The organism is Rhizobium sp. RM (assembly GCF_013390595.1).
Lineage (GTDB): Bacteria > Pseudomonadota > Alphaproteobacteria > Rhizobiales > Rhizobiaceae > Agrobacterium.
Map to the genome: position 1 here is coordinate 163,921 of NZ_JACAWV010000003.1, position 26,844 is coordinate 190,764.

Annotated in this window: 14 protein-coding genes; 10 read left to right on the top strand and 4 right to left on the bottom strand. The window is 57.8% G+C overall.

Annotation, left to right across the window (positions count from 1 at the left end; all coding sequences use genetic code 11):
• Position 1 precedes the first annotated feature (1 nt).
• Both HWX89_RS02975 and HWX89_RS02980 read left to right on the top strand, forming a co-directional pair.
• A complete protein-coding gene (locus tag HWX89_RS02975; protein ID WP_138795218.1) occupies positions 2-1,786 on the top strand; it encodes an IlvD/Edd family dehydratase in 1,785 nt (594 codons plus the stop codon).
• Positions 1,787-1,904: 118 nt separating this feature from the next.
• Positions 1,905-2,879 carry a threonine ammonia-lyase gene (locus HWX89_RS02980; protein ID WP_138795219.1) on the top strand — a complete coding sequence of 325 codons (975 nt, stop codon included), beginning with the start codon at positions 1,905-1,907 and terminating at the stop codon, positions 2,877-2,879.
• Positions 2,880-2,882: 3 nt separating this feature from the next.
• On the opposite strand, the gene HWX89_RS02985 is transcribed toward HWX89_RS02980, so the two are convergent.
• A complete protein-coding gene (locus tag HWX89_RS02985; protein WP_138795220.1) occupies positions 2,883-3,983 on the bottom strand; it encodes an NAD(P)/FAD-dependent oxidoreductase in 1,101 nt (366 codons plus the stop codon).
• Positions 3,984-4,207: 224 nt separating this feature from the next.
• Between HWX89_RS02985 and HWX89_RS02990 the strand changes: the two genes are divergently transcribed.
• Positions 4,208-4,351, top strand: a complete 144-nt coding sequence (locus HWX89_RS02990; RefSeq protein WP_178340603.1) for a hypothetical protein — start codon at positions 4,208-4,210, stop codon at positions 4,349-4,351.
• Between the two features lie 69 nt (positions 4,352-4,420).
• On the opposite strand, the gene HWX89_RS02995 is transcribed toward HWX89_RS02990, so the two are convergent.
• Positions 4,421-5,599, bottom strand: coding sequence for a M20 aminoacylase family protein (locus HWX89_RS02995; RefSeq protein WP_178340604.1), 1,179 nt, complete (start codon positions 5,597-5,599; stop codon positions 4,421-4,423).
• Between the two features lie 582 nt (positions 5,600-6,181).
• Between HWX89_RS02995 and HWX89_RS03000 the strand changes: the two genes are divergently transcribed.
• Positions 6,182-14,674 (top strand): glycoside hydrolase family 94 protein, encoded by an 8,493-nt coding sequence (locus HWX89_RS03000; RefSeq protein WP_138795221.1) that lies wholly within the window; start codon positions 6,182-6,184, stop codon positions 14,672-14,674.
• 452 nt (positions 14,675-15,126) lie between these two features.
• Here HWX89_RS03000 and HWX89_RS03005 read toward each other — a convergent pair whose 3' ends face one another.
• The gene (locus HWX89_RS03005; protein ID WP_138795222.1) at positions 15,127-16,890 is read right to left on the bottom strand and encodes a glucan ABC transporter ATP-binding protein/ permease; all 1,764 of its coding nucleotides are present in this window, start codon (positions 16,888-16,890) and stop codon (positions 15,127-15,129) included.
• A gap of 327 nt (positions 16,891-17,217) precedes the next feature.
• Between HWX89_RS03005 and HWX89_RS03010 the strand changes: the two genes are divergently transcribed.
• The 6 genes from HWX89_RS03010 to HWX89_RS03035 all read left to right on the top strand — a co-directional run bounded on the left by HWX89_RS03010 (position 17,218) and on the right by HWX89_RS03035 (position 25,840).
• Complete coding sequence (locus HWX89_RS03010) at positions 17,218-17,955, top strand: helix-turn-helix transcriptional regulator (protein WP_138795223.1); 738 nt, start codon at positions 17,218-17,220, stop codon at positions 17,953-17,955.
• 189 nt (positions 17,956-18,144) lie between these two features.
• Positions 18,145-21,606, top strand: a complete 3,462-nt coding sequence (gene pyc, locus HWX89_RS03015; protein WP_138795224.1) for a pyruvate carboxylase — start codon at positions 18,145-18,147, stop codon at positions 21,604-21,606.
• A gap of 132 nt (positions 21,607-21,738) precedes the next feature.
• The gene (locus tag HWX89_RS03020) at positions 21,739-22,518 is read left to right on the top strand and encodes a DeoR/GlpR family DNA-binding transcription regulator (protein WP_138795225.1); all 780 of its coding nucleotides are present in this window, start codon (positions 21,739-21,741) and stop codon (positions 22,516-22,518) included.
• A 32-nt stretch (positions 22,519-22,550) separates the two neighbouring features.
• Positions 22,551-23,741 carry an MFS transporter gene (locus tag HWX89_RS03025; protein WP_138795226.1) on the top strand — a complete coding sequence of 397 codons (1,191 nt, stop codon included), beginning with the start codon at positions 22,551-22,553 and terminating at the stop codon, positions 23,739-23,741.
• 119 nt (positions 23,742-23,860) lie between these two features.
• Complete coding sequence (ispG, locus tag HWX89_RS03030) at positions 23,861-25,111, top strand: flavodoxin-dependent (E)-4-hydroxy-3-methylbut-2-enyl-diphosphate synthase (protein WP_138795227.1); 1,251 nt, start codon at positions 23,861-23,863, stop codon at positions 25,109-25,111.
• Positions 25,112-25,177: 66 nt separating this feature from the next.
• Positions 25,178-25,840, top strand: a complete 663-nt coding sequence (locus tag HWX89_RS03035) for a YiaD family glycine zipper/OmpA-like lipoprotein (RefSeq protein ID WP_138795228.1) — start codon at positions 25,178-25,180, stop codon at positions 25,838-25,840.
• A gap of 35 nt (positions 25,841-25,875) precedes the next feature.
• On the opposite strand, the gene HWX89_RS03040 is transcribed toward HWX89_RS03035, so the two are convergent.
• Positions 25,876-26,790 (bottom strand): polyprenyl synthetase family protein, encoded by a 915-nt coding sequence (locus HWX89_RS03040; protein WP_138795229.1) that lies wholly within the window; start codon positions 26,788-26,790, stop codon positions 25,876-25,878.
• Between the last annotated feature and the right edge of the window lie 54 nt (positions 26,791-26,844).

The window sequence follows — 26,844 nt, forward strand, 5'->3', positions numbered from 1 at the left end:
CATGGCCTATGACATCACACAGAAGCGCCGCCTGCGTTCACAGGACTGGTTTGACAATCCTGATCACCTTGACCTGACTGCGCTTTATCTCGAGCGCTTCATGAACTACGGCGTGACACCGGAAGAGCTTCGCTCTGGTAAACCGGTGATCGGTATTGCGCAGAGCGGCAGCGACCTGACGCCGTGCAATCGCGTTCACGTCGAACTCGTGAAGCGTGTGCGCGACGGTATTCGCGATGCTGGCGGTATTCCGATCGAGTTTCCTACCCATCCGATGTTCGAGAATTGCAAACGCCCAACTGCGGCGCTTGATCGAAACCTCGCTTACCTCAGCCTGGTGGAAGTGCTTTACGGTTACCCGCTTGATGGTGTCGTTCTGACAACGGGTTGCGACAAGACCACGCCGTCGGCGTTGATGGCGGCGAGCACGGTCGATATTCCGGCCATCGTGCTCTCCGGTGGCCCGATGCTCGACGGGTACCACGAGGGTGATCTCGTCGGTTCCGGTACGGTGATCTGGCGTATGCGCCGCAAATTTGGTGCCGGTGAAATCACCCGCGAGGAATTCCTGCAGGCGGCGCTGGAATCTGCACCGTCGGTCGGTCACTGCAACACCATGGGTACCGCATCCACGATGAATGCGATGGCGGAAGCACTCGGCATGTCGCTGACCGGCTGTGGCGCAATCCCGGCGGCTTACCGCGAACGCGGCCAGATGGCCTATCGCACGGGGATTCGTTCCGTCGAACTGGTGCTCGAGAACATCAAGCCGTCCGATATCCTGACACGCGAAGCGTTTCTCAACGCGATCCGCGTCAACTCGGCCATCGGTGGATCGACGAATGCGCAGCCACATCTTGCTGCGATGGCGAAACACGCCGGGGTCGAACTTCGTGAAGAAGACTGGCAGGTCCACGGTTACGACATTCCGCTTCTGGCCAATGTTCAGCCCGCCGGTAAATGGCTCGGTGAAAAATATCATCGCGCAGGCGGAACGCCGGCGATCATGTGGGAACTTCTGAAAGCGGGCAAGCTCGACGGAAACTGTCCGACCGTGACCGGCAAGACCATGGCGGAAAACCTTGAAGGCCGGGAATCATCCGACCGCGACGTGATCCTGCCTTATGATCAGCCGCTCAAGGAACGTGCCGGCTTCCTGGTGCTCAAAGGGAACCTGTTTGACTTCGCGATCATGAAGACAAGCGTGATCTCGGCGGAGTTCCGACAGCGTTATCTCAGCGAACCAGGCCGTGAAGGCGTGTTCGAAGGCAAATGCGTGGTGTTCGACGGTTCGGAGGACTATCACGCCCGGATCAACGATCCGGCACTTGATATCGATGAACGTACCATTCTTGTTATCAGAGGTGCGGGTCCGCTCGGCTGGCCAGGGTCGGCTGAAGTCGTGAACATGCAGCCGCCGGATGCGCTTTTGAAAAAGGGGATCACCAGCCTCCCAACAATCGGTGATGGACGCCAGTCGGGAACTGCAGACAGCCCGTCGATCCTGAATGCCTCTCCGGAAAGTGCGGCGGGCGGCGGTCTTGCGTGGCTCAGGACAGGCGATGTCATTCGCATCGACTTCAACCAGGGCCAGTGCAACATGCTGGTGTCCGACGAAGAAATCGCAGCACGCAAAGCGGACGGCATTCCGGTCGTTCCGGCCGATGCGACGCCATGGCAGCGCATCTACCGAAAGTCGGTGACACAGCTTTCCGACGGTGCGGTTCTGGATGGCGCAGCCGATTTCCGCAGGATTGCAGAAAAGATGCCGCGGCATAACCATTGATATCGATCGAGAAAAATCCCCGGCCAAGCCGGGGATTTTTTTGTTTCAGGCGGTTTCGTAACGCGATTCGGCCTCTTAATGTTCGCAACTGCAAATCAGCAGCACGGGAGCAAAAAAGATGACGAATATTGCGATGATTGAAGCGGCGCGCGAACGTATCGGTAAAAACGCAGTGCGTACCCCGTTGCTGTCGTCGCATTTTCTGGATGAGATTGCTGGCCGCAAATTATACGTGAAGGCAGAGTGCCTGCAGAAGACGGGTTCCTTCAAGTTTCGCGGTGGCTGGTCGGCGGTCTCAGGTCTGCCTGCGGATGTGCGAACCAAAGGCGTGATCGCTTTTTCCTCCGGCAATCATGCTCAGGGTGTTGCTCTGGCCGCTCGTCTGCATGGGGTACCGTCGGTTATCATTATGCCCTCCGATGCGCCGAAGATCAAAATCGACAATACGCGTGCCTATGGTGCCGAGGTCGTTTTGTATGACAGAGCGAACGAAGACCGTGACGCGATCGGCGACCGGCTGTCACGCGAGCGCGGGTTGACGCTCATCAAGCCATTCGACGAGCCACTGGTGATCGCCGGGCAGGGGACAGCAGGTCTTGAAATCGCCGAACAGGGTGCTGAACTGGGCATCGGTGCGGCTGAGGTTCTTGTCCCGTGTGGCGGCGGCGGGCTGACCTCGGGCATTGCTCTTGCACTGGATGCCAAAGCTCCGACGTACAGGGTCCGTACCTGCGAACCGGAGCACTTTGATGATGTCGCGCGTTCGCTTGCAGCAGGCAAGATCGAGCGCAATGCCAGCACATCCGGCTCTCTCTGCGATGCGATCATGACACCACAGCCTGGAAACATCACCTTCCCGCTCATGGCGGCTCTGTGCGGCGAAGGAATTGCCGTCTCCGAGGACGAAGCGCTTCGCGCCATGGTTCTGGCCTTCAACAGACTGAAGATCGTTGTGGAACCGGGTGGAGCCGTGGCGCTTGCCGCCGCGCTTTTCCATGGAAGCGAATTGACGGGTGATACCGTGATTGCCGTTGCCTCGGGTGGCAACGTCGATCCGGCGATCATGGCAAACGCGCTTTCCCGTTTTGGCTGAATGTCAGGCCAGTTTCCCGGCAACATCGTGAGCAATGGCCAGCGAGGCCGTGAGCCCCGGACTTTCTATACCAAAGAGATTGACGAGGCCCGGAAGCCCATGTGCTTCCGGTCCGTCGATCCGGAAATCCATGGCGGGGTCATTCGGACCTGAAATCTTTGGACGGATGCCAGAATAAGCGGGGATCAACGCATTTTCTGGCAGCCCCGGCCAATAACGTCGTATTGCTTCGCCAAAACCGCTCATACGCTCGGGATTAACGGCATAGTCTATGCCGTCCACCCATTCGACATCGGGACCAAAGCGTGCCTGCCCAGCCAGATCGAGTGTGAGATGAACGCCAAGGCCGTGCGTCTGCGGCGCGGGGTATATGAGCCGTGAGAAAGGCTGTTTGCCGGAAAGCGCAAAATAGCTTCCTTTTGCATAGCGCGCCATCGGGACGGTGTCATGCTGTAGCCCATCGATCTTTGCGGCGATTGACGGCGCGAAAAGCCCAGCCGAATTGACGAGGAACCGGCACGTCAGGCTCATCGGCTCCTTGCCACCGACATGGACACGGAAGCCGTTGCTGACCGTTTCTGCAGCAAGAAAAGGCGCGTTGAGGGCCAGCGCCGCGCCATGATCTTCCGCGTCGCCCAACAGTGCGAGCATATAGCCATGACTGTCTATAATTCCCGTCGACGGGGAAAACAGCGCAGCCGTACAGGACAAGGCGGGTTCAAGCAGAAGTGCTTTTTGCCTATCGATCAGCTCCAGATCACCACAACCATTGGCTTGGCCCTTGTTCTTGAGGCCGACAAGCAGGTCTGCTTCCCCATCGTCAGTGGCGACGATCAGCTTGCCGCAACGACGGTGGGCGACGCCATGGCTTTGGCAGAAGGCATAAAGCCGATGCTTTCCATCGACACAAAGACGGGCCTTGAGGCTTCCTTGCGGATAATAAAGCCCTGCGTGAATAACCTCGCTGTTGCGGGAGGACGTTGCTGAGCCGAACTCCGCTTCGCTCTCGAGGATGATAACGGAGAAGCCGCGCATTGCCAGCTCGCGTGCCGTGGCCAGTCCGATGACACCGGCGCCAATGATGACTGCATCTATATCGGTCATTGGCTTCCCGTTTTTTGATGGCTCGAACCGAATTCCCGCTAAAGCGTTTATATCGCGCCATGGGTAGATTGATGCGTTTCGACAGGCAAGTCGCAATCCGATTTTTCCCTTTGGGCCAATCTTATGGAATTTTATCTCTACTGAAATAGTGGGGAATAGCGATAATCTTTACCAAGATAAGCGAGTGGCCACCTCGGTGGATCAATGAGGCAAAGGAGCGCGAAATGTCTTATTCCAAGACCGGAAAAGTCAAAGACTTCGTTCCGCAATCCCACGCACAGCGCAACTGGCGTGACACGGTTCACACTGCGCTGGTCGGCGTCTGTTTCGCTTTTGTCGCAGCAGTCATTTTCGGCTTCGTTCCCTGATCCTCCCATATTCCGGGAAACCGAAGAAAAAGGCCAGTCGCTCCTCCGACTGGCCTTTTTCATTTGATGTCAGCGCTTGAGGTAATCTTCCGCCAGTTCGACCCAGAACGAGGTTCCGATTGGCAGAATCTCGTCGTTGAAGTCGAACTTCGGGTGATGCAGAGGCGGATCGTTATCGGTACGGGCCGTTCCGAGGAAGAAATAACAACCTGGCCGTTTCTCCAGCATATAGGCGAAATCTTCAGCGCCCATCGACGGACGTGGCATTTCGGCGACGTTTTCGGCTCCGGCAAATCGCTTTGCCAGTTCGTTGACGTAGTCGGTCTCAGCCTTGTGATTGATCGTGGCGTTGTAACCACGTTCGTACTCGATGGTCACGCTCATGCCGTAGCTCGCCGCCTGGCCCTCGGCGATGGAGCGGATACGCTTTTCGAGCTCGTCGCGAACGCCCGGATCGAAGGAGCGGATTGTCAGCAGCATTTCTGCGGTTTCCGGAATGACATTGCTTGCGATCCCGGCGTGAAATGCCCCCACGGTCACAACGGCGGAGAGTTGCGGATGGATGTTGCGGGAAACCACCGTCTGCAACGCCATGATGATGCTGGCACCCGCCACGATGGGGTCAGCTGCAGCTTGGGGTTCTGCACCATGGCCACCGTAGCCATTCACCGTGATCCTGCATTCGTCGACGGCTGCCAGGATCGGACCTTCACGCAGCACGAACTGACCAAAAGGCAGGCCGGGATCGTTATGAAGGGCGAAGACAGCGTCGCAGGGGAAGCGCTCAAAAAGGCCATCCTCGATCATGATGCGGGCGCCGCCAAAATTTTCTTCCGCCGGCTGAAAGATCAGATGCAGCTTCCCGTCGAAGTTCTTGCGTTCAGCGATGATTTTAGCCGCACCGAGCAACATGGCGGTGTGGCCGTCATGTCCGCAGGCATGCATGACGCCCTGATTTTCACTGGCGTAGTCGGCGCCGGTTTCTTCATGAATGGGCAAGGCGTCAATGTCTGCACGAATGCCGAGCGTGCGCGTCCCGCTGCCATTGCGCAGCGTGGCGACAACTCCGGTGCCGGCAAGGCCGCGTGTGACGTCGTAGCCCATGGCAACAAGTTGGTCGGCAATGAAGTCTGACGTCTGGTGCTCGGAAAGGCCGATTTCGGGATGCCGGTGAAGATGATGCCGGATCGCGACCACCTCTGGCATATGGTTGGCGAATGCGCTGCTGTTTCCGGTTTGTCTGGTCATCGTGCGGTTCCGTTACCTTGCTTTTAGACCCTTCCATAACAGCAATGTTGCGAGCGCGTAAATGCCGAATAGGGGTAGGCCGGTGGGCCTAAAATTGACGGTGTTACGGTTTGGATCGAAAGCCTGGAAACATCGCTTGCATCGGCCCGAAACCGGTGGCATGGAACTGGTTGGCGATGCAAGGCGTTACGTCTTTTCGGTGGCAAGGATACGGGGCAATCCCGCTTTTTGCCGGAATGGGAAGACGGAAAAGGGGAAGCCGCCTTGCTGACGTTGTTTTCGCTTTGGGGGAGCATGCGAAATCCGTATGGAACGACCAAGTTTTGGGGCTCGTCCTTTCCGGTTTTTCTCACGAATATCCGCCAGCTATGGAATTTGAGTGCTTCAGGCCTGCATGCAGCAGGCTTTAGGCTGAGCGGTGAAACGGGCGCGGGAATGCGCCACGTTTTTTGCCGGTTCAGCAAAGGTTCATGAAGAACGCGACATATAACTGCGGTTTTGTTTTCATGATGCTTTCAGCAATATGATGCAAATGCCGAGCAAGACGAGCAACGCACCTAAACCGTTTTAGAATACGAGCCGATGTCATTTCATATTACGCCGCCTGCCGCCGCCCGTGATTCCGAAGCCAAACAGATCGATCACAACGATTCGATCCGTGCTTCCTACATGACGATCGAAGAATTGTATGAGGCAGGTGCCGCGCTTTCGCGCGACGGTGCTGACAGCCTCCCCGGTTTCATGGAGTTCGATTTCTTCGAACGCCATCGCGAAAACGAGAAGGAAATCCTGCGCGTCTATCGTACCACCGCGGTTGACGCGGAAAACGGTGCGACGATTACGCCCGCCGCGGAGTGGCTTCTCGACAACCACTACGTGATCGAAGAAGCGATCCAGGAAGTCCGTCGCGATTTCCCGCGCAAGTTCTATCGTCAATTGCCGACGATGACGGTTGGTGGCGTCACCATACCGCGCGTCATGGCGCTCGGCTGGCTTTATGTGGCGCATACGCACAGCACTGTGACGCGCGAAAACATGACGGCACTGGTTGACGGTTACCAGACGTCCAAGACGCTGCAGATCGGCGAGTTGTGGGCGTTGCCGTCGATCATCCGTTTTGTTCTCATCGAAAATCTCCGCCGTATTTCTATTCGCGTCGAGCGCTCGCGCCGCATGCGCCAGAAGGCGAATGAGGTTGTCGACGAGATTATCCGTCTCAACGATGCGGAAGCCTCGGCTGCTCTTCTTGGTCAGGTCAATTCGCTGGTCGATGATCCGACCTTTGCGACCCAGTTCCTCTATCGCCTGAGAAATGGCTCTCAGACCTCGGGTTTTGCACTGGCCTGGCTGGAAGAACGTTTGCATGCCGCCGGTACCGACGCCGAAAACGTCATGATGGCCGAGCACAACCGTCTGGCCTCCGGCAACGTGACGATGGGTAACATCGTCAAGAGCCTGCGCGAAATCGACGATACGGAGTGGTCGGTCTGGTTCGAGGAAGTCAGCCACATCGACAAGGTTCTTCGCGAGGAAACCGACTACGAAACGCTCGATTTCGGTTCGCGCAACACCTATCGCAACACAATCGAACTTCTGGCGCGACGCTCGCCGAAAACCGAAGTGGAAGTTGCCCGCGCTGCTGTTGAAATGGCGCGCACGCTTCAACCTGTTGCGGGGTCAGACAGCCGCGTCAATGTCGGCTCCGTGCTCGTCGGGCAAAGTCGATTCGAGCTTGAAAAGCAGATCGCCTACAGGCCGTTGGTCTCCCAGCACATCGTAAGATCGATGCGCCGGTTCAACTGGCTGTCGATCGCGGCGCCGGTTCTTCTGATTACGGCCGTGGCAATGTGGGCGGTGGGCTGGTTCCTGGCCGAAGCGGGAATGCCCTGGTATGTGGTTACCGCGTTCCTGCTGATGTTCGCTCTGCCTGCTTCAGAAGGTGCAACTGGTCTCTTCAACACGCTCGTGACCTTCTTTGTGAAGCCGTTCCGCTTGGTCGGATACGAATTCAAGAACGGTATTCCGGACGATGCTCGAACGCTGGTGGCCGTGCCCTGCATGTTGACCAGCCGCGATAGCGTTGATGAAATGATGCGCAACATCGAGGTGCATTATCTCGCCAACCCGCATGGTGAAATCTATTTCTCGCTGGTGAGCGACTGGCGCGACGGACAGCAGGAGCAGTCCGGCGACGATATCGAAATTCTCGAATACGCCAAGCGCGAGATCGCTGCGCTGAACAGCCGTTATGCCTTTGATGGCAAGACGCGATTCTATCTGCTGCACCGCCGCCGGCTCTACAATCCGGCAGAAGGCTGCTGGATGGGTTGGGAGCGCAAGCGCGGCAAGCTGCATGAACTGAACATGCTGCTGCGCGGCGACAAGGATACAACCTTCCTCAGCGGCGCAAATGTCGTGCCGGCCGACGTTAAGTACGTCATGACGCTGGACGCCGATACGCGCCTGATGCGCGACGCTGTGACCAAGCTGGTCGGCAAGATGCATCATCCGATCAACCGTCCGGTGATCGATCCGGTCTCGGGACGCGTTGTGGAAGGTTACGGCCTGCTGCAGCCGCGTGTTACGCCGTCCCTGACAACCGGCAAGGATGCCTCCGTCTTCCAGCGCGTCTTTTCGATCAACCGTGGTATCGACCCCTATGTCTTCACGGTGTCTGATGTCTATCAGGATCTGACCTCTGAAGGGACGTTTACCGGCAAGGGCCTCTATGACGTGGATGCCTTCGAAGCGGCGCTGAAGGGCCGCATCGAGGAGAACTCCATTCTCAGCCACGACCTTCTCGAAGGCTCGTTTGCGCGCTGCGCGCTGGTAACCGATGTCGAGCTGGTAGAGGATTTTCCGACCCGCTACGAAGTTGAAGTCTCGCGCCAGCATCGCTGGGCGCGTGGCGACTGGCAGCTTCTGCCTTACATCCTCGATCGGGCACGCGGCGTGACCGCAATTGGCCGCTGGAAGATGGTCGACAACCTGCGTCGTTCTCTGACGCCAATTGCGTGGTTCTTCGCGTCCGTACTCGGCTGGTACTTCATGGACCCGCTTGGCGCGCTGATCTGGCAGATACTGTTGATCTTTTCGCTGTTCGTGGCACCGACGCTCTCGCTTCTTTCCGGTCTGGTCCCACGTTCGACGGATATCGTGCCACAGGCGCATTTCCACACGATCTGGTCTGAGATCCGGGCAACCAACGCTCAGGTCGCGCTGCGCATCGTCTTCATTGCCGATTCCGCCTGCATGATGACAGATGCCATCGCGCGTTCGCTTTATCGCCTGCTGGTCAGCCACAAGCTGATGCTGGAATGGCGTACCGCTGCCTCGATGCAATCCAGCGCACAGAGCAGCGTGGTCGGTTATTATCAACAGATGTGGCATGCTCCGGTCGTTGCGCTTCTCGGGCTGCTGTTTGCAGCGCTGCCTGGCGATAACGCATTCCTGATTGGTATTCCTTTCGCACTGTTGTGGGTTCTGTCGCCTGCCGTCGCCTGGTACGTCAGCCAATCGGCTGAAACCGAAGACCGCATGTTCGTGTCGGAACATGTTTCGTTCGAACTGCGCAAGATTGCGCGCCGGACTTGGCGTTACTACGAAGCCTTCGTGACGCCGCAGGAAAACTATCTGCCGCCGGACAACTTCCAGGAAACGCCGGAGCCGATCGTTGCCTCGCGCACATCGCCAACCAACATCGGCGTTTATCTGCTGTCGGCAATCTCGGCACGCCGGTTTGGCTGGATCAGTTTCGCTGAAACCATCGAGCGGATCGAAAATACGATCACGACCGTTGAGAAGATGGAGAAATATCGCGGCCATCTCTACAACTGGTATCATACGGACACACTGCAGACGCTTGGTCCGCGTTACGTCTCCGCTGTCGACAGCGGCAACCTTGCGGGTCACCTGATTGCCGTTTCGTCGGCCTGCCGCGATTGGGCTGAAGCACCTTCCGCACATCTTCAGGGCAATCTTGACGGTATTGGCGATGTTGCCGGTATTCTGCGCGAGACGCTGAAGGCGCTGCCGGATGACCGCAAGAACCTCCGTCCGCTGCATCGCCGGCTGGAAGAGCGCATTATCGGCTTCTCGAACGCTCTGGCTTCGGTCAAGCGTGAGCATGAGTTCGCTTCGATCCGTGTGATCAATCTTGCGGTTCTTGCGCGCGACATCCAGAAACTCGCCACCAATGTGGACCACGAGGTCAAGTCGTCGCAGAGCACCGAGGTTACCCGCTGGGCGCAGCTATTGGTGGAATGCTGTGAGGCGCATATTGCCGACAGCGCGATCGATCTCACCAACATGGAACCGCTTCGTCAGCGTCTGGCGTCGCTGCGCGACCGTAGCCGCAACCTTGCCTTCTCGATGGACTTCACGTTCCTTTACCGCAAGGATCGCCGTCTTCTGTCGATCGGTTACCGGGTCGAAAGCAAGGAACTCGATGAAGCCTGCTACGACCTTCTCGCGTCCGAGTGCCGTCTGACGAGCCTGTTTGCCATCGCCAAGGGCGATCTGCCGACCGAGCACTGGTATCGCCTTGGTCGTCAGGTCGTGCCGATCGGCGCTCAGGGTGCCCTGGTATCCTGGTCTGGCTCGATGTTCGAATACCTCATGCCGCCTCTCGTCATGCAGGAGCGTCAGGGTGGTATTCTCAACCAGACCAACAATCTGATCGTCAAGGAACAGATGAACCATGGCCGCCGCCTCGGCACGCCATGGGGTATTTCCGAAGCGGCGTTCAACGCCCGCGATCACAATATGAACTATCAGTACACCAACTTCGGTGTGCCGACGCTTGGTCTCAAGCGTGGCCTCGGCCAGAACGCCGTCATTGCGCCTTATGCGTCGATCCTTGCCAGCCAGTACGATCCGGAAGGCGCGCTGGAAAACCTCGACAAGCTGCGCAAACTTGGCGCGCTTGGCCAGTACGGTTTCCACGATGCGGTCGACTTCACGCCGACCCGCGTGCCGGACGGCAAGGTCTGCGCGGTGGTCTATAACTACTATGCACACCACCATGGCATGTCGATTGCGGCCGTTGCCAACGTCGCTTTCGACGGCGTGCTGCGCGAACTGTTCCATTCCGACCCGGTCATTGAGGCGGCGGAACTGCTTCTGCAGGAAAAGGCACCGCGCGAAGTGCCGGTGATGAGCGCCAAATACGAGCCGGAGACACCCGGTAAGGAGCAGGCGGATCTCCTGCGTGCGGAAGTCCGTACCATTGCCGATCCTGCTGTTCGCGACCGTGAAGTGGTATTCCTGTCGAATGGTCATTATTCGACCATGCTGACATCCACCGGTGCCGGTTATTCCAAGTGGAACGGTCAGGCGATTTCCCGCTGGAAGGCCGACCCGACTGAGGATCGTTGGGGAACCTTCATCTTCCTGCGCGATACGTCGTCTGGACAATGGTGGAGTGCGACCGCAGAACCGCGCGTAATCGAAGGTGAAAAGACGAAAACGGTCTTTACTGACGACAAGGCGGAGTTCCACAAGGCCGTCGGCGATCTGCAAAGCGTCGTTGAATGCATCGTGGCGACTGAACACGATGCCGAAGGCCGTCGCGTCACACTGCTCAATGTCGGTTCGGAAGATCGATACATCGAAGTGACGTCCTATATGGAGCCGGTCATTGCGTCCGAGGATGACGACAACGCGCATCCGCTGTTCTCACGTATGTTCGTGCAGACCGAAATAGGTCGTCGTGGTGATGTTATCCGGGCATGGCGCAATCGCCGCAGCCCGAGTGATCCGGGCACGGTCATCGCGCATCTGGCAGCAGACAATGCAGGCCCATCGCGTCCGACAGAGTTCGAAACCGACCGTGCGAAGTTTATCGGTCGCGGCCGTTCGCTGGCGGAAGCTGCCGCTTTCGACAGCGGTGCCACGCTTTCGAGCACCGACGGTTTCACGCTTGATCCTGTGCTTTCGTTGCGTCGGACCGTTCGCGTTCCTGCCGGCAAGAAGGTCAGCGTTATTTTCTGGACGATTGCGGCGCCAAGCCGTGAGGAAGTCGACAAGGCAATCGATCGTTACCGCCATCCGGACGCCTTCGCGCATGAACTCGTTCATGCCTGGACGCGTACGCAGGTACAGATGCGCCATGTTGGTGTCACATCGCAGCAGGCTGCGGCATTCCAGCATCTTGGTCGCTATCTGACCTATCCGGACATGCATCTGCGTGCCGATTCAGAGACGCTGAAAACCGGTCTCACCTCGCAACGCGCGCTTTGGCCGCTGGCGATCTCGGGCGATTTCCCGATCTTCTCGCTGCGCATCAACGATGACATGGATATGGACATCGCTCGCGAAGCTTTGAGCGCGCACGAATATCTGCGTTCGCGTGGCGTGATCTTCGATCTCGTCATCGTCAATGAGCGCGCAGCGTCCTACGCGCAGGATATGCAGCATGCGCTGGATCATATCTCCGAAGGCCAGCGCCGCATCAATCCGGCAGACGGTGGAAGACCGCATGTCTTCTCTGTACGCCGTGACCTGATGGATGAGGAAACCTGGGCAGCGCTGCTGGCGGCGTCGCGTGTGGTTCTGCACGTTCGCAATGGCAAGATTGTCGACCAGATCAACCGCGCCGTGTCGCTTTTTGCTGCACATCGCGGTCCGGACGGCGGTGCCGAAGCAGCGCTTGCGCGTCTGCCTGCACCGGCTTTCCCGGTTGCCGAACCTGTCGAGGATGCGGACGATCTGGATTTCTGGAACGGTTTTGGCGGCTTCGCCAAGAGCGGTCAGGAATATGTCGTGCGTCTGCATGGCGGCCAGTCGACACCACATCCGTGGATCAACGTCATTTCCAACGAAAAATTCGGCTTCCATATTTCGGCCGAAGGCGCGGGTTTCACCTGGAGCCGCAATTCGCGCGACTACCAGTTGACGCCATGGAGCAATGATCCTGTCATCAATCGTACGGGTGAGGCGTTCTACGTATCCGACGTCGAAACCGGAAAGGTTTATACGCCGTTTGCAACCCTCTCGCGTGATCCGGAAGCATTTTTCGAAACGCGTCACGGTCTCGGCTACTCCGTGTTTACCGGCAAGGCCGACACGGTTGAGATCGAGGTTACGCAAACGGTCGACCGCGAAAAGCCACTCAAATATTCGCAGGTCATTGTTCGCAACAAGGGCACGAAGAGCCGCCGCCTGAAGGTCTATTCCTATGTGGAATGGATTCTTGGCAACAATGGTCAAAAGTCTGCCCCGTTCATTCTGAGCAGGCATGACGCCGAAAGCGGTGCGATTTTCGCATCGAACCCGTACAGCATCGACTACAATGCCCGGACCTCGTTCCTGACACTGGATAGCGAGGCAAGCGGTTTCACCACCAGCCGTCGCGAATTCATTGGCAGGTATGGTTCCATACAGGCGCCTCAAGGTGTTGTTTCCGGTGCGGCTCTGGCTGGTAACACCGAGGTGGATGGTGATCCCTGCGCAGCACTGATGCAGGAAATTCATCTGAAGCCGGGCGAAGAACGTCACATGATGTTTGTTCTTGGTGATGCCGATAGCGAAGAAGAAGCCCAGTCACTGGTGAAGGATGCGCGGCGCGCTGACTTCCAGATGGCGCTCGAAGAGAGCAGGGCATTCTGGAACGGATTTACCGGTCAGCTTCAGGTCACCACGCCGGATTCCGGTTTCAACCATATGGTCAACAGCTGGCTGCCGTATCAGGCGCTCGCCTGCCGCATCCTGGCCAGAACGGCTTTCTATCAGTCGAGCGGTGCGTTCGGCTTCCGCGATCAGCTTCAGGACACACTGGCGTTCCTCCTCTACAAGCCGGATCTTGCCCGCAGCCAGATCCTGCGAGCAGCCGGGCGCCAGTTTGTCGAAGGCGACGTGCAGCACTGGTGGTTGCCACTGACTGGCGCGGGTGTTCGCACGACCATCTCCGATGACGTTGTTTGGCTCGCTTATGCGGTCAACCAATATCTGTCGGCGACGGGAGATGCCTCCATTCTTGATGAGAGCATTCCGTTCCTCAAGGGATCGGCCTTGATGCCGGGTCAGCACGACGCCTTCTTCCAGCCGGAAACCAGCGAAAAGTCTGCAAGTCTATATGACCATGCAGCATTGGCGCTCGACCTGGCGATCCAGAGAACCGGAGAAAATGGTCTGCCGCTGATTCTGGGTGGTGACTGGAACGACGGCATGAACCGCGTCGGTGTTGGCGGCAAGGGCACGAGCGTCTGGCTCGGATGGTTCCTGGCCGGTGCGCTGCGCGATTTCATCGCGATTGCCGAAAAACGGGGCGACGACGCGCATGTCGCAAAGTGGTCAGCCCATCGCGACAAGCTGCGTTCGGCACTCGAGACGGCCGGCTGGGATGGTAGCTATTACCGTCGTGGCTACTTTGATGATGGTGCACCGCTCGGTTCTGCCAGCAGTGAGGAATGCCGTATCGATTCACTTGGCCAGAGCTGGAGCGTTCTATCCGGTGAGGGTGAGGAAGGTCGTTCGCGTCAGGCAATGGATGCCGTGCTCGAACATCTGGTCGATGAAAAAACAGGTATTATCCGCCTGTTCACACCGGCTTTCTCGCAGACGTCGCATGATCCGGGCTACATCAAGGGTTACCCGCCGGGTGTGCGTGAAAACGGCGGCCAGTATACGCATGCGGCAACCTGGGTGGTTCTTGCACTCGCAAAGCAGGGTCGTCATGAAGATGCCTGGAAGTGCTTCAAGCTGCTCAACCCGGTCAATCACGCGCTGGACCGTGACGCTTCGCAGACCTATCGCGTTGAACCTTACGTGGTGACGGCTGACGTTTACGGTGGCGATGGCTACGCGGGACGTGGTGGCTGGAGCTGGTATACGGGGTCGGCCGGCTGGCTCTATCGCGCGGCTGTTGAAGGTATCCTCGGCATTACCCGTGTCGAGGGCAAACTGCACATTGCACCGGCGCTGCCGGACGACTGGAGCGGCTTCTCGGTCAAGATCACGCTGGACGGCAAGACACGGGATATCGTCGTCAGCCGTAAGGCGGGCTCTGGAGATGTCATCGTATCTGTCGATGGTAAGGCAGCGGCCACAAAGAACGGCATGACAAAGATCGCCTGAGCCATGGCTCAGGTCTGAAGGCTGGATCAACAAAAGCCCCTGCGACTAGCAGGGGCTTTTTTGTTGCCACAAAAAATCGAGCTTCGTTGGATCCGTAAGGGGGGAGGGAGAAAGTTCGGGAACTCGGCGGTTACCGCCTGCTTTCAGATCGACGTCGCTAAATGCGCGCGTCGCGCCCAACGGCGGCTTGGATCTCCTGTGACACGGGCATATTTCCGCAACCGGCTCTGCCTCTGGTCTGCGGGTCTGCCAGCCACGCATCCTCTGGTGATGAATTGAGGGGATGGAGAGTTGGCAACATCCAGTTCATCGGCTCAGCAGGGGGCTGCTGGTGGGCTGACTGTAGTGTTGATTGCGTAACGTCTATCAACTCGACTTGGCGCAGCCAGATACAAAAAAGGGCGGACATTGCCTGTCCGCCCTTTTGAGCGTTGTTTTGTGCCTGGAGGCGTTTAGGACGCGATGGCCTTCGGTTGCCCGTTGCCGCCTTCATCCGTCAGCAGGCCGCTGGCACGCAGAAGCGAGGTGAAGCGTCCGCCACGTTGGCTCAGTTCATCAAACGTGCCCTTCTCGATGATCCTGCCCTGATCGAGGAACAGCACGAGATCGGCGTCGCGGACTGTCGAAAGGCGGTGTGCGATGATGAATGTCGTACGGTTCTTTCTCAGCGCATCGACAGCAGCCTTCACGCGGGCTTCCGTCTCCACATCGAGCGCACTGGTCGCTTCATCGAGAACAAGGATTGGCGCGTTCTTCAAAATGGCGCGTGCGATGGCAATTCGCTGGCGCTCGCCGCCTGAAAGCCGGTTGCCACGCTCACCCACCTGGGTCAGATAGCCATTGATGCGGCTGTCGATGAAATCCGTCGCCGCTGCTGCCGCCGCCGCTTCGATCACCTCTGCATCGGTCGCCGATTCACGGCCAAGTCTGATGTTTTCCTTGATCGAGCGGTTAAGCAGTCCGGCGTCCTGGAACACTGTCGCGATCGAGTTTCTCAGCGACTGTTTGGTGACGGTGGAAATATCCGTGCCATCAATCAGGATCTGACCGGAATTCGGGTCGTAGACACGCTGTAGAAGGTTGATGAGCGTGGTCTTGCCTGCACCTGTCGGACCGACGATGGCAACCGTCTCGCCAGCTTTCGCCGTGAAGGAGATGTCATGAACGCCCTGTTTGGTGTTGGCAAAACCGAAGTTGATGTTCTTGAATTCCACGGTGCCGGAAACGTTGGTAAGTTCGCCGGCATTGCCCGGCTCCTCGCGCTCTTTGACGGAATCTTCAAGAACGAAGAAGTCCTCCAGCTTGGCACGGGCTTCGAAAATCTGGGTCACGAACTGACGCATCTGGTCAAGACGACCAATCAGCAGGTTTGCAAAGCCGATGAAGGCGATAACGTCGCCGACGCGCAATTCACCGTTCTTCACGAGAATGGTGCCGATGACGAGAATGATCATCATCGAGACGGTCGATGCCGTACGGTTGAGGGCACTGGCAAAAGCCCACCAGTCGAGAACTGGATACTGGGCGCTCAGGAGCTTTTCCGTGAACGATTTCAGTGCCTTGGTTTCAGCTTCGATACGATTGTAGCTATGCAGAACCGAAACGTTGCTGATGGAATCGCTCACATGCGCAAAGACGCTGTGATAATGTTCCTCGACGGATGCCTGACCGTCTTTCGTCCGGCCCATCACCCATTTGCCGATGAACCAGTAGACGATGCCAAGGCCGATCAGCACGAAGCTGAGGCGCATATCCATCGACATTGCGGTCGGCACCAGAAGCACAAGGGCCACGAAGGTTGCCAGGTGCGTGCGCATGAATTCCAGCCACAGGCCGAACAGCGTTTCACTGGCGCGCAGCAACGTGTGCAGAGCATTCGATGTGCCGCGCTGGTGATGCCACGACAGCGGCATGGAGATGATCCGGCCGAAGGCTTCCGTCAAAAGCGTGGCGCGACGACCGTGTGCCAGCCTGTCCGCCTCGCGGGCGACAGCGACGTAAGCGACTGTGTTGAACACGCCAAAGCCCGCCCAGAGCGCAAGAATGGCCGTGACGTCGGAGCCTGACGAGATGGCATCGATGATGCGCCCGAACAGCACGGGTTCGGCGATGGTGATGGCCGCCAGGATGATGTTGGCCACGACGACAACCGTCACACGCCATTTGTGGACGGTCAGATAGCGCAGGGCGCGCGTGTAAACCTGAAACAAAGTCAAATTTTCAATCCAATCCGTGCGTCTTTTTCATGCGGTTGATGGGTTAACTTTCAAACCCTTGCGTCTTGATAGACGGCGAAACTGGCGGGATTATCGCTCTTTCTGTCTGAATGGCGGCTTAACAAACGTCTCACCGTTGTTGAAGCAAACGACGCGCACGTAAAACGGTTCGCAGTTGCCCTAACAAGATTTTGCGGTATCGTTTCAGTGATTGATAACGACGTTCGGCGCAATCTCGTCTGACCGGCGCCCGAATAACATGACGTCATCGCGGGACCATGTCCAACAATCATCCGTCAACACTGCCAGCTTCGGGCATGCGTCCTTATGCATAATATCGTTCATTTCATTGCCAAATGTCATCAGATCGCGAACGTGGATGATGTCCAGTCTGAGTTTGCCGCTCTTCTGCAGGAGTATGGTTTCGACTATTTCCTTGTCAGCAGACGCATGGCCGGCGACCTGACCTCAGGTGGATATGTCCTCGCTCAAAACCTCCCCGACGGCTGGATGGACGTTTATCGCGCCAAGAAGTACAGCCTGGTCGATCCGGTGAAGAAACTTATTGGGCTGGTGCACAAGCCATTTCATTGGAAAGATGCGCTTGGTGAACTGCCACGCGCCATGCATCGCAAACGTGCTGTCAGCTTTTTCCACGACGCCAGCCGTTATGGCCTGCAGGGCGGTTACGCGTTTCCGGTGCACGGACGTGCGGGTTTCATCGGCGCGGTTTTCATTGGCGGCGAGGACCGGCAATTGAAGGCGGCGGATATCGAATTGTTCGATTCCGCCATGCGTGCCGTATTCTGGCGTCTGCTTGATCTTTCCGGACAGGCCAACGCCATTCTCAATCTTCCTGAAATGTCTTCCCCCGAACTCACCAAAAGAGAGATGGAGGTGCTGAGACTCATGGCTGAGGGCATGACGTCGACGGAAATCGGACGGCAGCTTTCGATCTCAAGTCATACTGTGGACTGGTACATCAACGGGATTCAGCGCCGCTTTAACGCGAAGAATCGCCAGCATACCGTTGCGCTTGCATTTCGGCGTGGACTGCTCAGTTAGCCCTGATCTCTAACGTCACGCCTTTGGCACCGTGAAGTTGGCCGAAGTTTTTCAATCGATTTAAAAATTCTATGCCCCCAGAGGGCCGGAGCGATCGCTTCCGGTCGGAAATGGTCTTTCCAAGATCGTTTTTTGCTGCTTAATTTCGCGGTGCAGCAGAAAACTTCTTTTGTTTCTGGGGAGACAGTCTTGAAAATTTCGAAACTACTTGTCGCCAACCGCTCTGAAATAGCGATCCGTGTTTTCCGGGCAGCGAATGAGCTTGGAATAAAAACGGTCGCGATTTGGGCCGAGGAGGACAAGCTGTCTCTCCATCGTTTCAAGGCGGATGAGAGTTATCAGGTCGGTAGGGGGCCGCACCTGACGAAAGACATGGGACCAATCGAAAGCTACCTTTCGATCGAGGAGATCATCCGGGTCGCGAAGTTGTCCGGTGCGGATGCGATCCATCCCGGTTACGGCCTTCTGTCGGAGAGCCCTGAATTCGTGGAGGCCTGCAACAAGGCAGGAATCATATTCATTGGACCGACGGCCGACACGATGCGTCAGCTCGGCAACAAGGTTGCTGCGCGCAATCTCGCCATTTCGGTCAACGTCCCCGTTGTACCGGCCACCGATCCATTGCCCGACGATATCGCCGAAGTGGAGCGAATGGCTGAGGAGATCGGCTACCCGGTGATGTTGAAGGCGTCCTGGGGCGGTGGCGGTCGCGGCATGCGCGTCATTCGCAAGAAAGAGGACCTTGCACGTGAAGTGACGGAAGCCAAACGTGAGGCCAAGGCGGCGTTCGGCAAGGACGAGGTTTATCTCGAAAAGCTGGTCGAGCGCGCGCGCCACGTCGAAAGCCAGATTCTCGGCGATACACATGGCAATGTCGTTCATCTGTTTGAGCGCGATTGTTCGATCCAGCGACGCAACCAGAAGGTTGTGGAGCGTGCTCCGGCACCTTACCTCAGCGAAACACAGCGACAGGAACTTGCCAATTACTCGTTGAAGATCGCCGCTGCGACAAACTACATCGGTGCCGGCACTGTCGAATATCTGATGGATGCGGACACGAACAAGTTCTACTTCATCGAGGTCAATCCGCGCATTCAGGTCGAGCATACCGTCACCGAGGTCGTGACCGGTATCGATATCGTCAAGGCGCAGATCCATATTCTCGAAGGTGCCGCCATCGGCGCGGCAGAATCGGGTGTTCCGAAGCAGGAAAACATTCGCCTCAACGGTCATGCGCTCCAGTGCCGTATTACGACTGAAGACCCCGAACATAACTTCATTCCTGATTATGGCCGTATCACTGCTTATCGTTCGGCTTCCGGCTTCGGTATCCGTCTTGACGGCGGTACCTCGTATACGGGCGCGGTGATTACACGTTACTACGATCCGCTGCTGGTCAAGGTGACCGCCTGGGCGCCGGGACCTGAAGAGGCAATCAGCCGCATGGATCGCGCCCTGCGCGAATTCCGTATCAGAGGTGTTGCGACAAACCTCACCTTCCTGGAAGCCATCATCGGCCACACGAAATTCCGTGACAATACCTATACGACGCGTTTCATCGACTCCACGCCGGAGCTGTTCGCGCAGGTCAAGCGCCAGGACCGTGCAACGAAGCTTTTGACCTATCTGGCCGATGTCACGGTCAACGGTCATCCTGAAACCAAGGGTCGCGCAAAGCCATCGGACAAGGCAGCCAAGCCGATCGTGCCCTATATCGATGCCCCGACGCCGGATGGCACGAAGCAGGTTCTCGACAAGCTTGGCCCCAAGGGCTTTTCGGAGTGGATGCGCAATGAAAAGCGCGTTCTCGTTACTGATACGACCATGCGTGACGGACACCAGTCGCTGCTTGCGACGCGTGTGCGGACCCACGACATTGCCGGTGTGGCGAGCGCCTACGCCAAAGCGTTGCCGCAGCTCCTATCGCTTGAGTGCTGGGGTGGTGCGACCTTCGACGTTTCCATGCGCTTCCTGACGGAAGATCCATGGGAGCGTCTGGCCCTCATCCGTGAGGGTGCGCCAAACCTTCTGCTGCAGATGCTTCTGCGCGGCGCCAATGGCGTGGGTTACAAGAACTACCCCGACAACGTGGTGAAGTACTTCGTTCGTCAGGCGGCCAAAGGTGGCATCGATCTCTTCCGTGTGTTCGACTGCCTGAACTGGGTCGAGAACATGCGCGTCTCGATGGATGCGATTGCCGAAGAGAACAAGCTCTGCGAAGCGGCGATCTGCTACACCGGCGACCTCCTCAATTCCGCGCGTCCAAAATACGACCTCAAATATTATACGGGGCTTGCGGCCGAACTGGAAAAGGCCGGTGCGCATATCATCGCCGTCAAGGACATGGCAGGTCTTCTGAAGCCTGCAGCTGCCAAGGTTCTGTTCAAGGCCTTGCGTGAGGCGACCAGCCTGCCGATCCACTTCCACACGCACGACACGTCCGGTATTTCCGCCGCGACCGTTCTTGCGGCTGTGGACGCGGGCGTGGACGCCGTCGACGCCGCTATGGACGCGTTCTCCGGCAACACGTCGCAGCCGTGCCTCGGGTCCATCGTCGAGGCACTTGCCGGCACCGAACGCGATACGGGTCTCGATGCGGAATGGATTCGTCGTATCTCCTTCTATTGGGAGGCGGTCCGCAACCAGTACGCAGCGTTTGAAAGCGACCTCAAGGGACCGGCATCCGAAGTTTATCTGCATGAAATGCCGGGTGGTCAGTTCACCAACCTCAAGGAGCAGGCGCGTTCGCTTGGCCTCGAAAGCCGCTGGCACGAGGTGGCGCAGGCCTATGCCGATGCCAACCAGATGTTCGGCGATATCGTCAAGGTCACGCCATCCTCCAAGGTTGTCGGCGACATGGCGCTGATGATGGTCAGCCAGGATCTGACGGTTTCCGACGTCGAAAATCCGGACAAGGAAGTCTCCTTCCCCGAATCCGTGGTGTCCATGCTCAAGGGTGATCTTGGCCAATCGCCGGGCGGCTGGCCGGAAGCGCTGCAGAAGAAGGCGTTGAAGGGAGATGCACCCTATACTGTGCGTCCCGGTTCGCTTCTTGCCGACGCCGATCTGGATGCCGAACGCAAGACGATCGAGACAAAGCTCGAGCGTTCGGTCAACGACTTCGAGTTTGCCTCTTACCTGATGTATCCGAAGGTGTTCACCGATTTTGCCCTGACGGCAGAAACCTATGGCCCGGTCTCTGTGCTGCCGACTCATGCCTACTTCTACGGCATGGAAGACGGTGAAGAGCTGTTTGCCGATATCGAGCGCGGCAAGACGCTGGTGATCGTCAATCAGGCGTCATCCGGCACTGATGACAAGGGCATGGTGACGGTGTTCTTCGAGATCAATGGTCAGCCGCGTCGCATCAAGGTGCCAGACCGGGCGCATGGAGCGACAGGTTCGGCCGTACGCCGTAAGGCTGATCCCGGCAACGCTGCCCAGATCGGCGCACCGATGCCGGGTGTCATCAGCCGCGTTTTCGTCAATCCGGGGCAGGCCGTAAAGCCTGGAGACGTGCTGCTTTCCATCGAAGCCATGAAGATGGAGACGGCGCTGCACGCTGAGCGCGAGGGTACCATTTCTGAAGTCCTCGTCCGCCAGGGTGATCAGATCGACGCAAAGGATCTGCTTGTGACCTACGCAACCTAATGCCGTCATCGCGACATTGCATCTGACGACGCATTGCGCCCGCCCTTTGGCGGGCGTTTTGCTGTTGCGCTTCTGAGAAAACTCAAATATGCATGTTTGTGCACGTTTCTACATGTTTACCCGTGAAGTAAAATGAACGAACATTTTGTCAGTGAGCGACAGGCGCTCATTCTCTCTCAATTACGGCAAAGCGGTCGTGTGTTGGCGCAGAATCTCGCGGAGAGTTTCGGTGTGTCCGAAGACACGATACGGCGTGATTTGCGTGATATGGCGGGCAGAGGTGAATGCCAGCGTGTTTACGGCGGTGCCTTGCTTGCCGAAAGCACGACGGTGCCGCTGAAAACACGCATGGCCGAAGATGCGGATCGCAAAGGGCGTCTTGCTGCCGCGGTCTTGCCGCTTCTTGAGCCAGGCCTGGTTGTCTTTATCGATGCCGGTTCGACCAATCTTGCCATTGCACGGGCAATCCCCGCCGATTTGAAGCTGACTGTTGTCACGAACACGCCGGCCATTGCTGCGGAACTGACGGGGCGAGCCGGCATTGAACTGGTATTGATCGGTGGCAAGGTCGATCCGCTGGTTGGCGCCGCTATTGACGCCATGGCGTTGCGGCAGCTCGAATTGATGCGGCCCGATCTCTGCGTCCTCGGTGTTTGCGGCATCACGCTCAGCTCGGGATTATCCGCCGATGTCTTTGAGGATGCCGTGTTCAAGCGGCTCGCCTGCAGTGCCAGTGAGCAGGTTGTTGCTGCCATCACGACGGAAAAGCTTGGCCACAAGGCAGCTTTTCATGTGCATGATCTGTCGCCTTCTCTTTGTCTCGCGCTGGAGCGCGGCATTGAACAGACGACCGCCGATGTGCTTGCGGCGCACGGCGTGAATATCCGTTTTGCCGATACCCACGCGGCTTAACCCGCCCGCGCTCACGTTTGAAGGATTTTTAGATGAACGGTCCTGCGAGTTTCGCACCCACACCGGCGCGCTCTTCGTACTTCACGCGACACCGGCTCGGCGTTTCGCTGTTGTTCCTGATGAATGGCTTCATGATGGGGTCATGGGCACCGAAAATTCCCGAATTTTCAACCCGCCTCTCGCTGAGCGAAAGTGCGCTGGGTCTGGTCATTCTGGTGTTTGGCGTCGGTTCACTGCTGTTCATGCCGATTGCCGGTTCACAGATCGCGCGTTTCGGATCGCGCACCGTTTCTCTCGTTTCGGCGGTGCTTTTTCTTCCGACGCTGCTGTTCATCACCTGGGCCAACACGATCTGGGCCGGAGTCATTGCCGTTTTCCTGTTCGGTGGTCTGACGGGGGCAATGGACGTTGCCATGAATGCCAATGCGGTCGCCGTGGAACGAGACATGCGCAGGGCCATCATGTCCTCCTGTCACGCATTCTGGAGTCTCGGCGGTCTGATCGGTGCGGGCTTCGGCGGCTTTCTGATCACGGCCATCGGCGTGCACGGCCATGCGGTTGCGCTGACGCTGGTCGCACTGGTCCTCCTCGTCATTGCCTGGCCTCGCATTCTCGCCGATCGTCCACATCCGGAGGAAGAGCGGCCGAAGGGCGGCTTGCCGCTGACACCGCTGCCCTGGATCATCGGTCTCATGGCTTTGTTTTCGATGGTGCCGGAAGGTGCAATCCTTGACTGGGGCGCCCTTTATCTGCGCAACGAGTTGGGTGCGTCCGTTTCGCAGTCCGGTTTTGCCTTCGCTGCGTTTTCATTGACCATGGCTGTCATGCGTTTTGCTGGCGATCTGGTCAGGGACCGCTTCGGTGCTGTCAACACCTTGCGTTTCTGCTCGACGATTTCGATCATCGGTTTGTTGACCGCCGGTCTTGCAGAAAATTCGACCCTGGCAATCATCGGTTTTGCCGTGGCCGGGATCGGCATTTCCAACATGGTGCCGATTGCCTTTTCTGCCGCCGGTAACATGCCTGGCCTGGCGCCTGGGATCGGATTGTCTGTCGTCACGACCATGGGGTATTCGGGGATTCTCGTAGCGCCCTCGGCCATCGGGTTCATTGCCGAGCACACCGGTCTTGCTGTTGTCTTCTTAGGTCTACCGCTGCTGCATGTTGTCGTCTTGCTGCTTTCGAAGCTTGCACGGCATGCCGACGGCGCTGGACGGGAATAGTCGTCTCGAATTTTGCCACGATTGCGGTAAAGTAGAAGCTCACGTGCGTTGGGTGTTGACAAGGCCTCCCCCTTGTTTCACCTCAATAGCCATATTTTGCCGCAAGCCCAGAGACCAAAATGACGTCACACGCCGATTTCGACCCGAAGCCCCGCCGCGCATCTGTCGCTGTCGATGTGGGTGGTGTTATCGTCGGCGGCGGCGCGCCTGTCGTCGTCCAATCGATGACCAACACCGATACTGCTGACATTGACGCCACCGTGCAGCAGGTGGCGGCGTTGTTCCGGGCCGGTTCGGAAATCGTCCGCATCACCGTCGATCGCGACGAAAGTGCTGCAGCAGTGCCGAAAATCCGCGACCGCCTGTTGCGTCTTGGCATGGACGTACCGCTTGTCGGCGACTTCCATTATATCGGTCACAAACTTCTAGCCGACCATCCTGCCTGTGCGGAGGCGTTGGCGAAGTACCGCATCAACCCCGGCAATGTCGGCTTCAAGGACAAGAAAGACAAGCAGTTCGGCGAGATCGTCGAGATGGCGATCCGTTACGATAAACCCGTACGTATCGGCGTGAACTGGGGTTCGCTTGATCAGGAACTGCTGACTGCCCTGATGGACAAGAACAAGGAAGAGGGGTTTCCGCTCTCCGCTCGCCAGGTGACTCGCGAGGCGATTGTTCAGTCTGCGTTGATTTCCGCCGAGTTGGCTGAAGACATCGGGCTGCCGCGCAATCGTATCATTCTTTCGGCCAAGGTCAGCCAGGTACAGGACCTCATCGCGGTTTATTCGATGTTGTCGGAACGCTCCGATCACGCACTGCATCTTGGCCTGACCGAAGCAGGTATGGGCTCCAAGGGTATCGTCGCCTCGTCCGCCGCTATGGGTTACGTACTGCAGCACGGTATCGGCGATACGATCCGCGTGTCGCTGACACCGGAACCCAATGGTGACCGCACCCGCGAAGTTCAGGTTGCTCAGGAACTGTTGCAGGTCATGGGCTTCCGTCAGTTTATTCCTGTTGTTGCGGCATGTCCCGGTTGCGGCCGCACCACGTCCACGGTGTTTCAGGAACTGGCGCAGAATATCCAGAACGATATCCGCAAGAACATGCCGATCTGGCGTGAAAAATACCCCGGTGTTGAAGCGCTCAACGTTGCGGTCATGGGCTGCATCGTCAATGGCCCGGGTGAGAGCAAACATGCCGACATCGGCATTTCGTTGCCCGGAACCGGTGAAACGCCGTCGGCTCCGGTCTTCATCGATGGACAGAAAGCGCTCACCCTGCGCGGCCCTAACATTGCCGCCGATTTTGAAGCGCTTGTGATCGACTACATCGAAAAGCGTTTTGGCCGGAAAGACGCGGCGGAGTAAAGAGTACCGTGAAAAGGCCGGAATCCCTCTGTCATACCTCCTGAACCTCTCGGAGCATCAAAACACATGATAAAAAAAATCGCGATTGTTGCCCTTTGCGGGACCTATCTCTCCGCCTGCACGACCACTGACCCCTATACGGGCGAGCAGAAGATGTCCAACACGGCCGGCGGTGCGGGTATCGGTGCCGTCGTCGGTGCGCTCGGTGGTCTTGCCGTTGGCGGCTCGCCGGTCGGTCGCCGCAACGCCGCACTCATCGGTGCGGGTATCGGCGCGCTGGCTGGCGGTGCGATCGGCAACTACATGGATACGCAGGAATCGGAACTGCGTGCACAGTTGCAGGGTACCGGCGTGTCTGTCACCCGTCGCGGCGACAACATCGTTCTGAACATGCCGTCGAACATCACCTTCGCAACCGACCAGGACCAGGTCATTCCGCCATTCTACGCGACGCTCGATTCGGTTGGTATCGTGTTGAACAAATTCAACCGCACCCTCATCGACATCAACGGTCACACGGATTCCACCGGCAGCCTGCAGCATAACCAGGCGCTTTCTGAACGCCGTGCGGCGTCTGTTGCGAATTATCTGGGTGCGCGTGGTGTTGACCAGCGCCGTATCTCGACGCTGGGCTTCGGTCCGTCGCAGCCGATCGCATCCAATGCGACACCGGATGGCCGCGCGCAGAACCGCCGCGTTGAAGTTCTGATTTCGCCGCTAAAGGGCTGAGACATCGATAAAAACGCTGGGCCGGAGTTTCCGGCTCAGCTCTTGCGTTCGGCGATGAACCGCGCTGCCGCAACGAGGATATCGGCCTTGGTACCATACGGCGAGAGAAGCTCTGCCGCCTCGTTTACCTGCTCACGTAGCTTTTGACCTGCCCAGTTTTCGCCGCGCAAGGCAACAAGCGTGCCCTTGCCACGTGCCGCATCTTTACCGGTCGCCTTGCCCATGGTCGCAGCATCGGCCGTCAGATCCAGAAGGTCGTCAGCAAGCTGGAAGGCAAGACCAATCTTCTCACCGAAAAGACGCATTCTTTGCCGCTCAGACGCGCTGCTCCCGGCGATAATGGCGCCAGCCTCACACGCAAAGCGGATAAGCGCACCGGTTTTCATCGCTTGAAGCGTGACGATGCCCGCCTCATCAGGCGCTTTCTTTTCAGCGGCAAGATCCAGTGCCTGCCCGCCTGCCATGCCACCTATTCCGGCAGCGCGCGCCAGTGACAGCACAAGTGCAGCCTTGCGATCTGCCTGCAGCGGATTGTTGTCCGAGGCGATGATGTCAAACGCCAGTGTCAAAAGACTGTCTCCGGCGAGAATAGCGGTGGCTTCATCAAATTTGCGATGAACTGTCGGTTGACCGCGACGCAGATCGTCATTGTCCATGGCCGGCAGATCGTCATGAACCAGAGAATAGCAATGAAGGCATTCGAGTGCTGCGCCGACATAGTGGGCTGCCTCGTCGTTGCCGCCTAACAGCGCCGCACTTTCCATGACGAGAAAAGGCCGCAACCGTTTGCCGCCATTCAGCACGCCATGGCGCATGGCGTCGAGAAGGTTTTGAGGGCGAGCGATTTCGTCCGGGCCCACGTCGCTTGACAGCAGGCGTCCGAGCAGGGCTTCGGTTTTTGCCGCGCTGTCGCGCAGCTTCGTTTCAAAAGTCGTCATTGCAGCGTCCATGTGGCGCTCTTTGGCATGCCGTACGTCGGCAAGCAAACCTTTTCGTGATTCCTT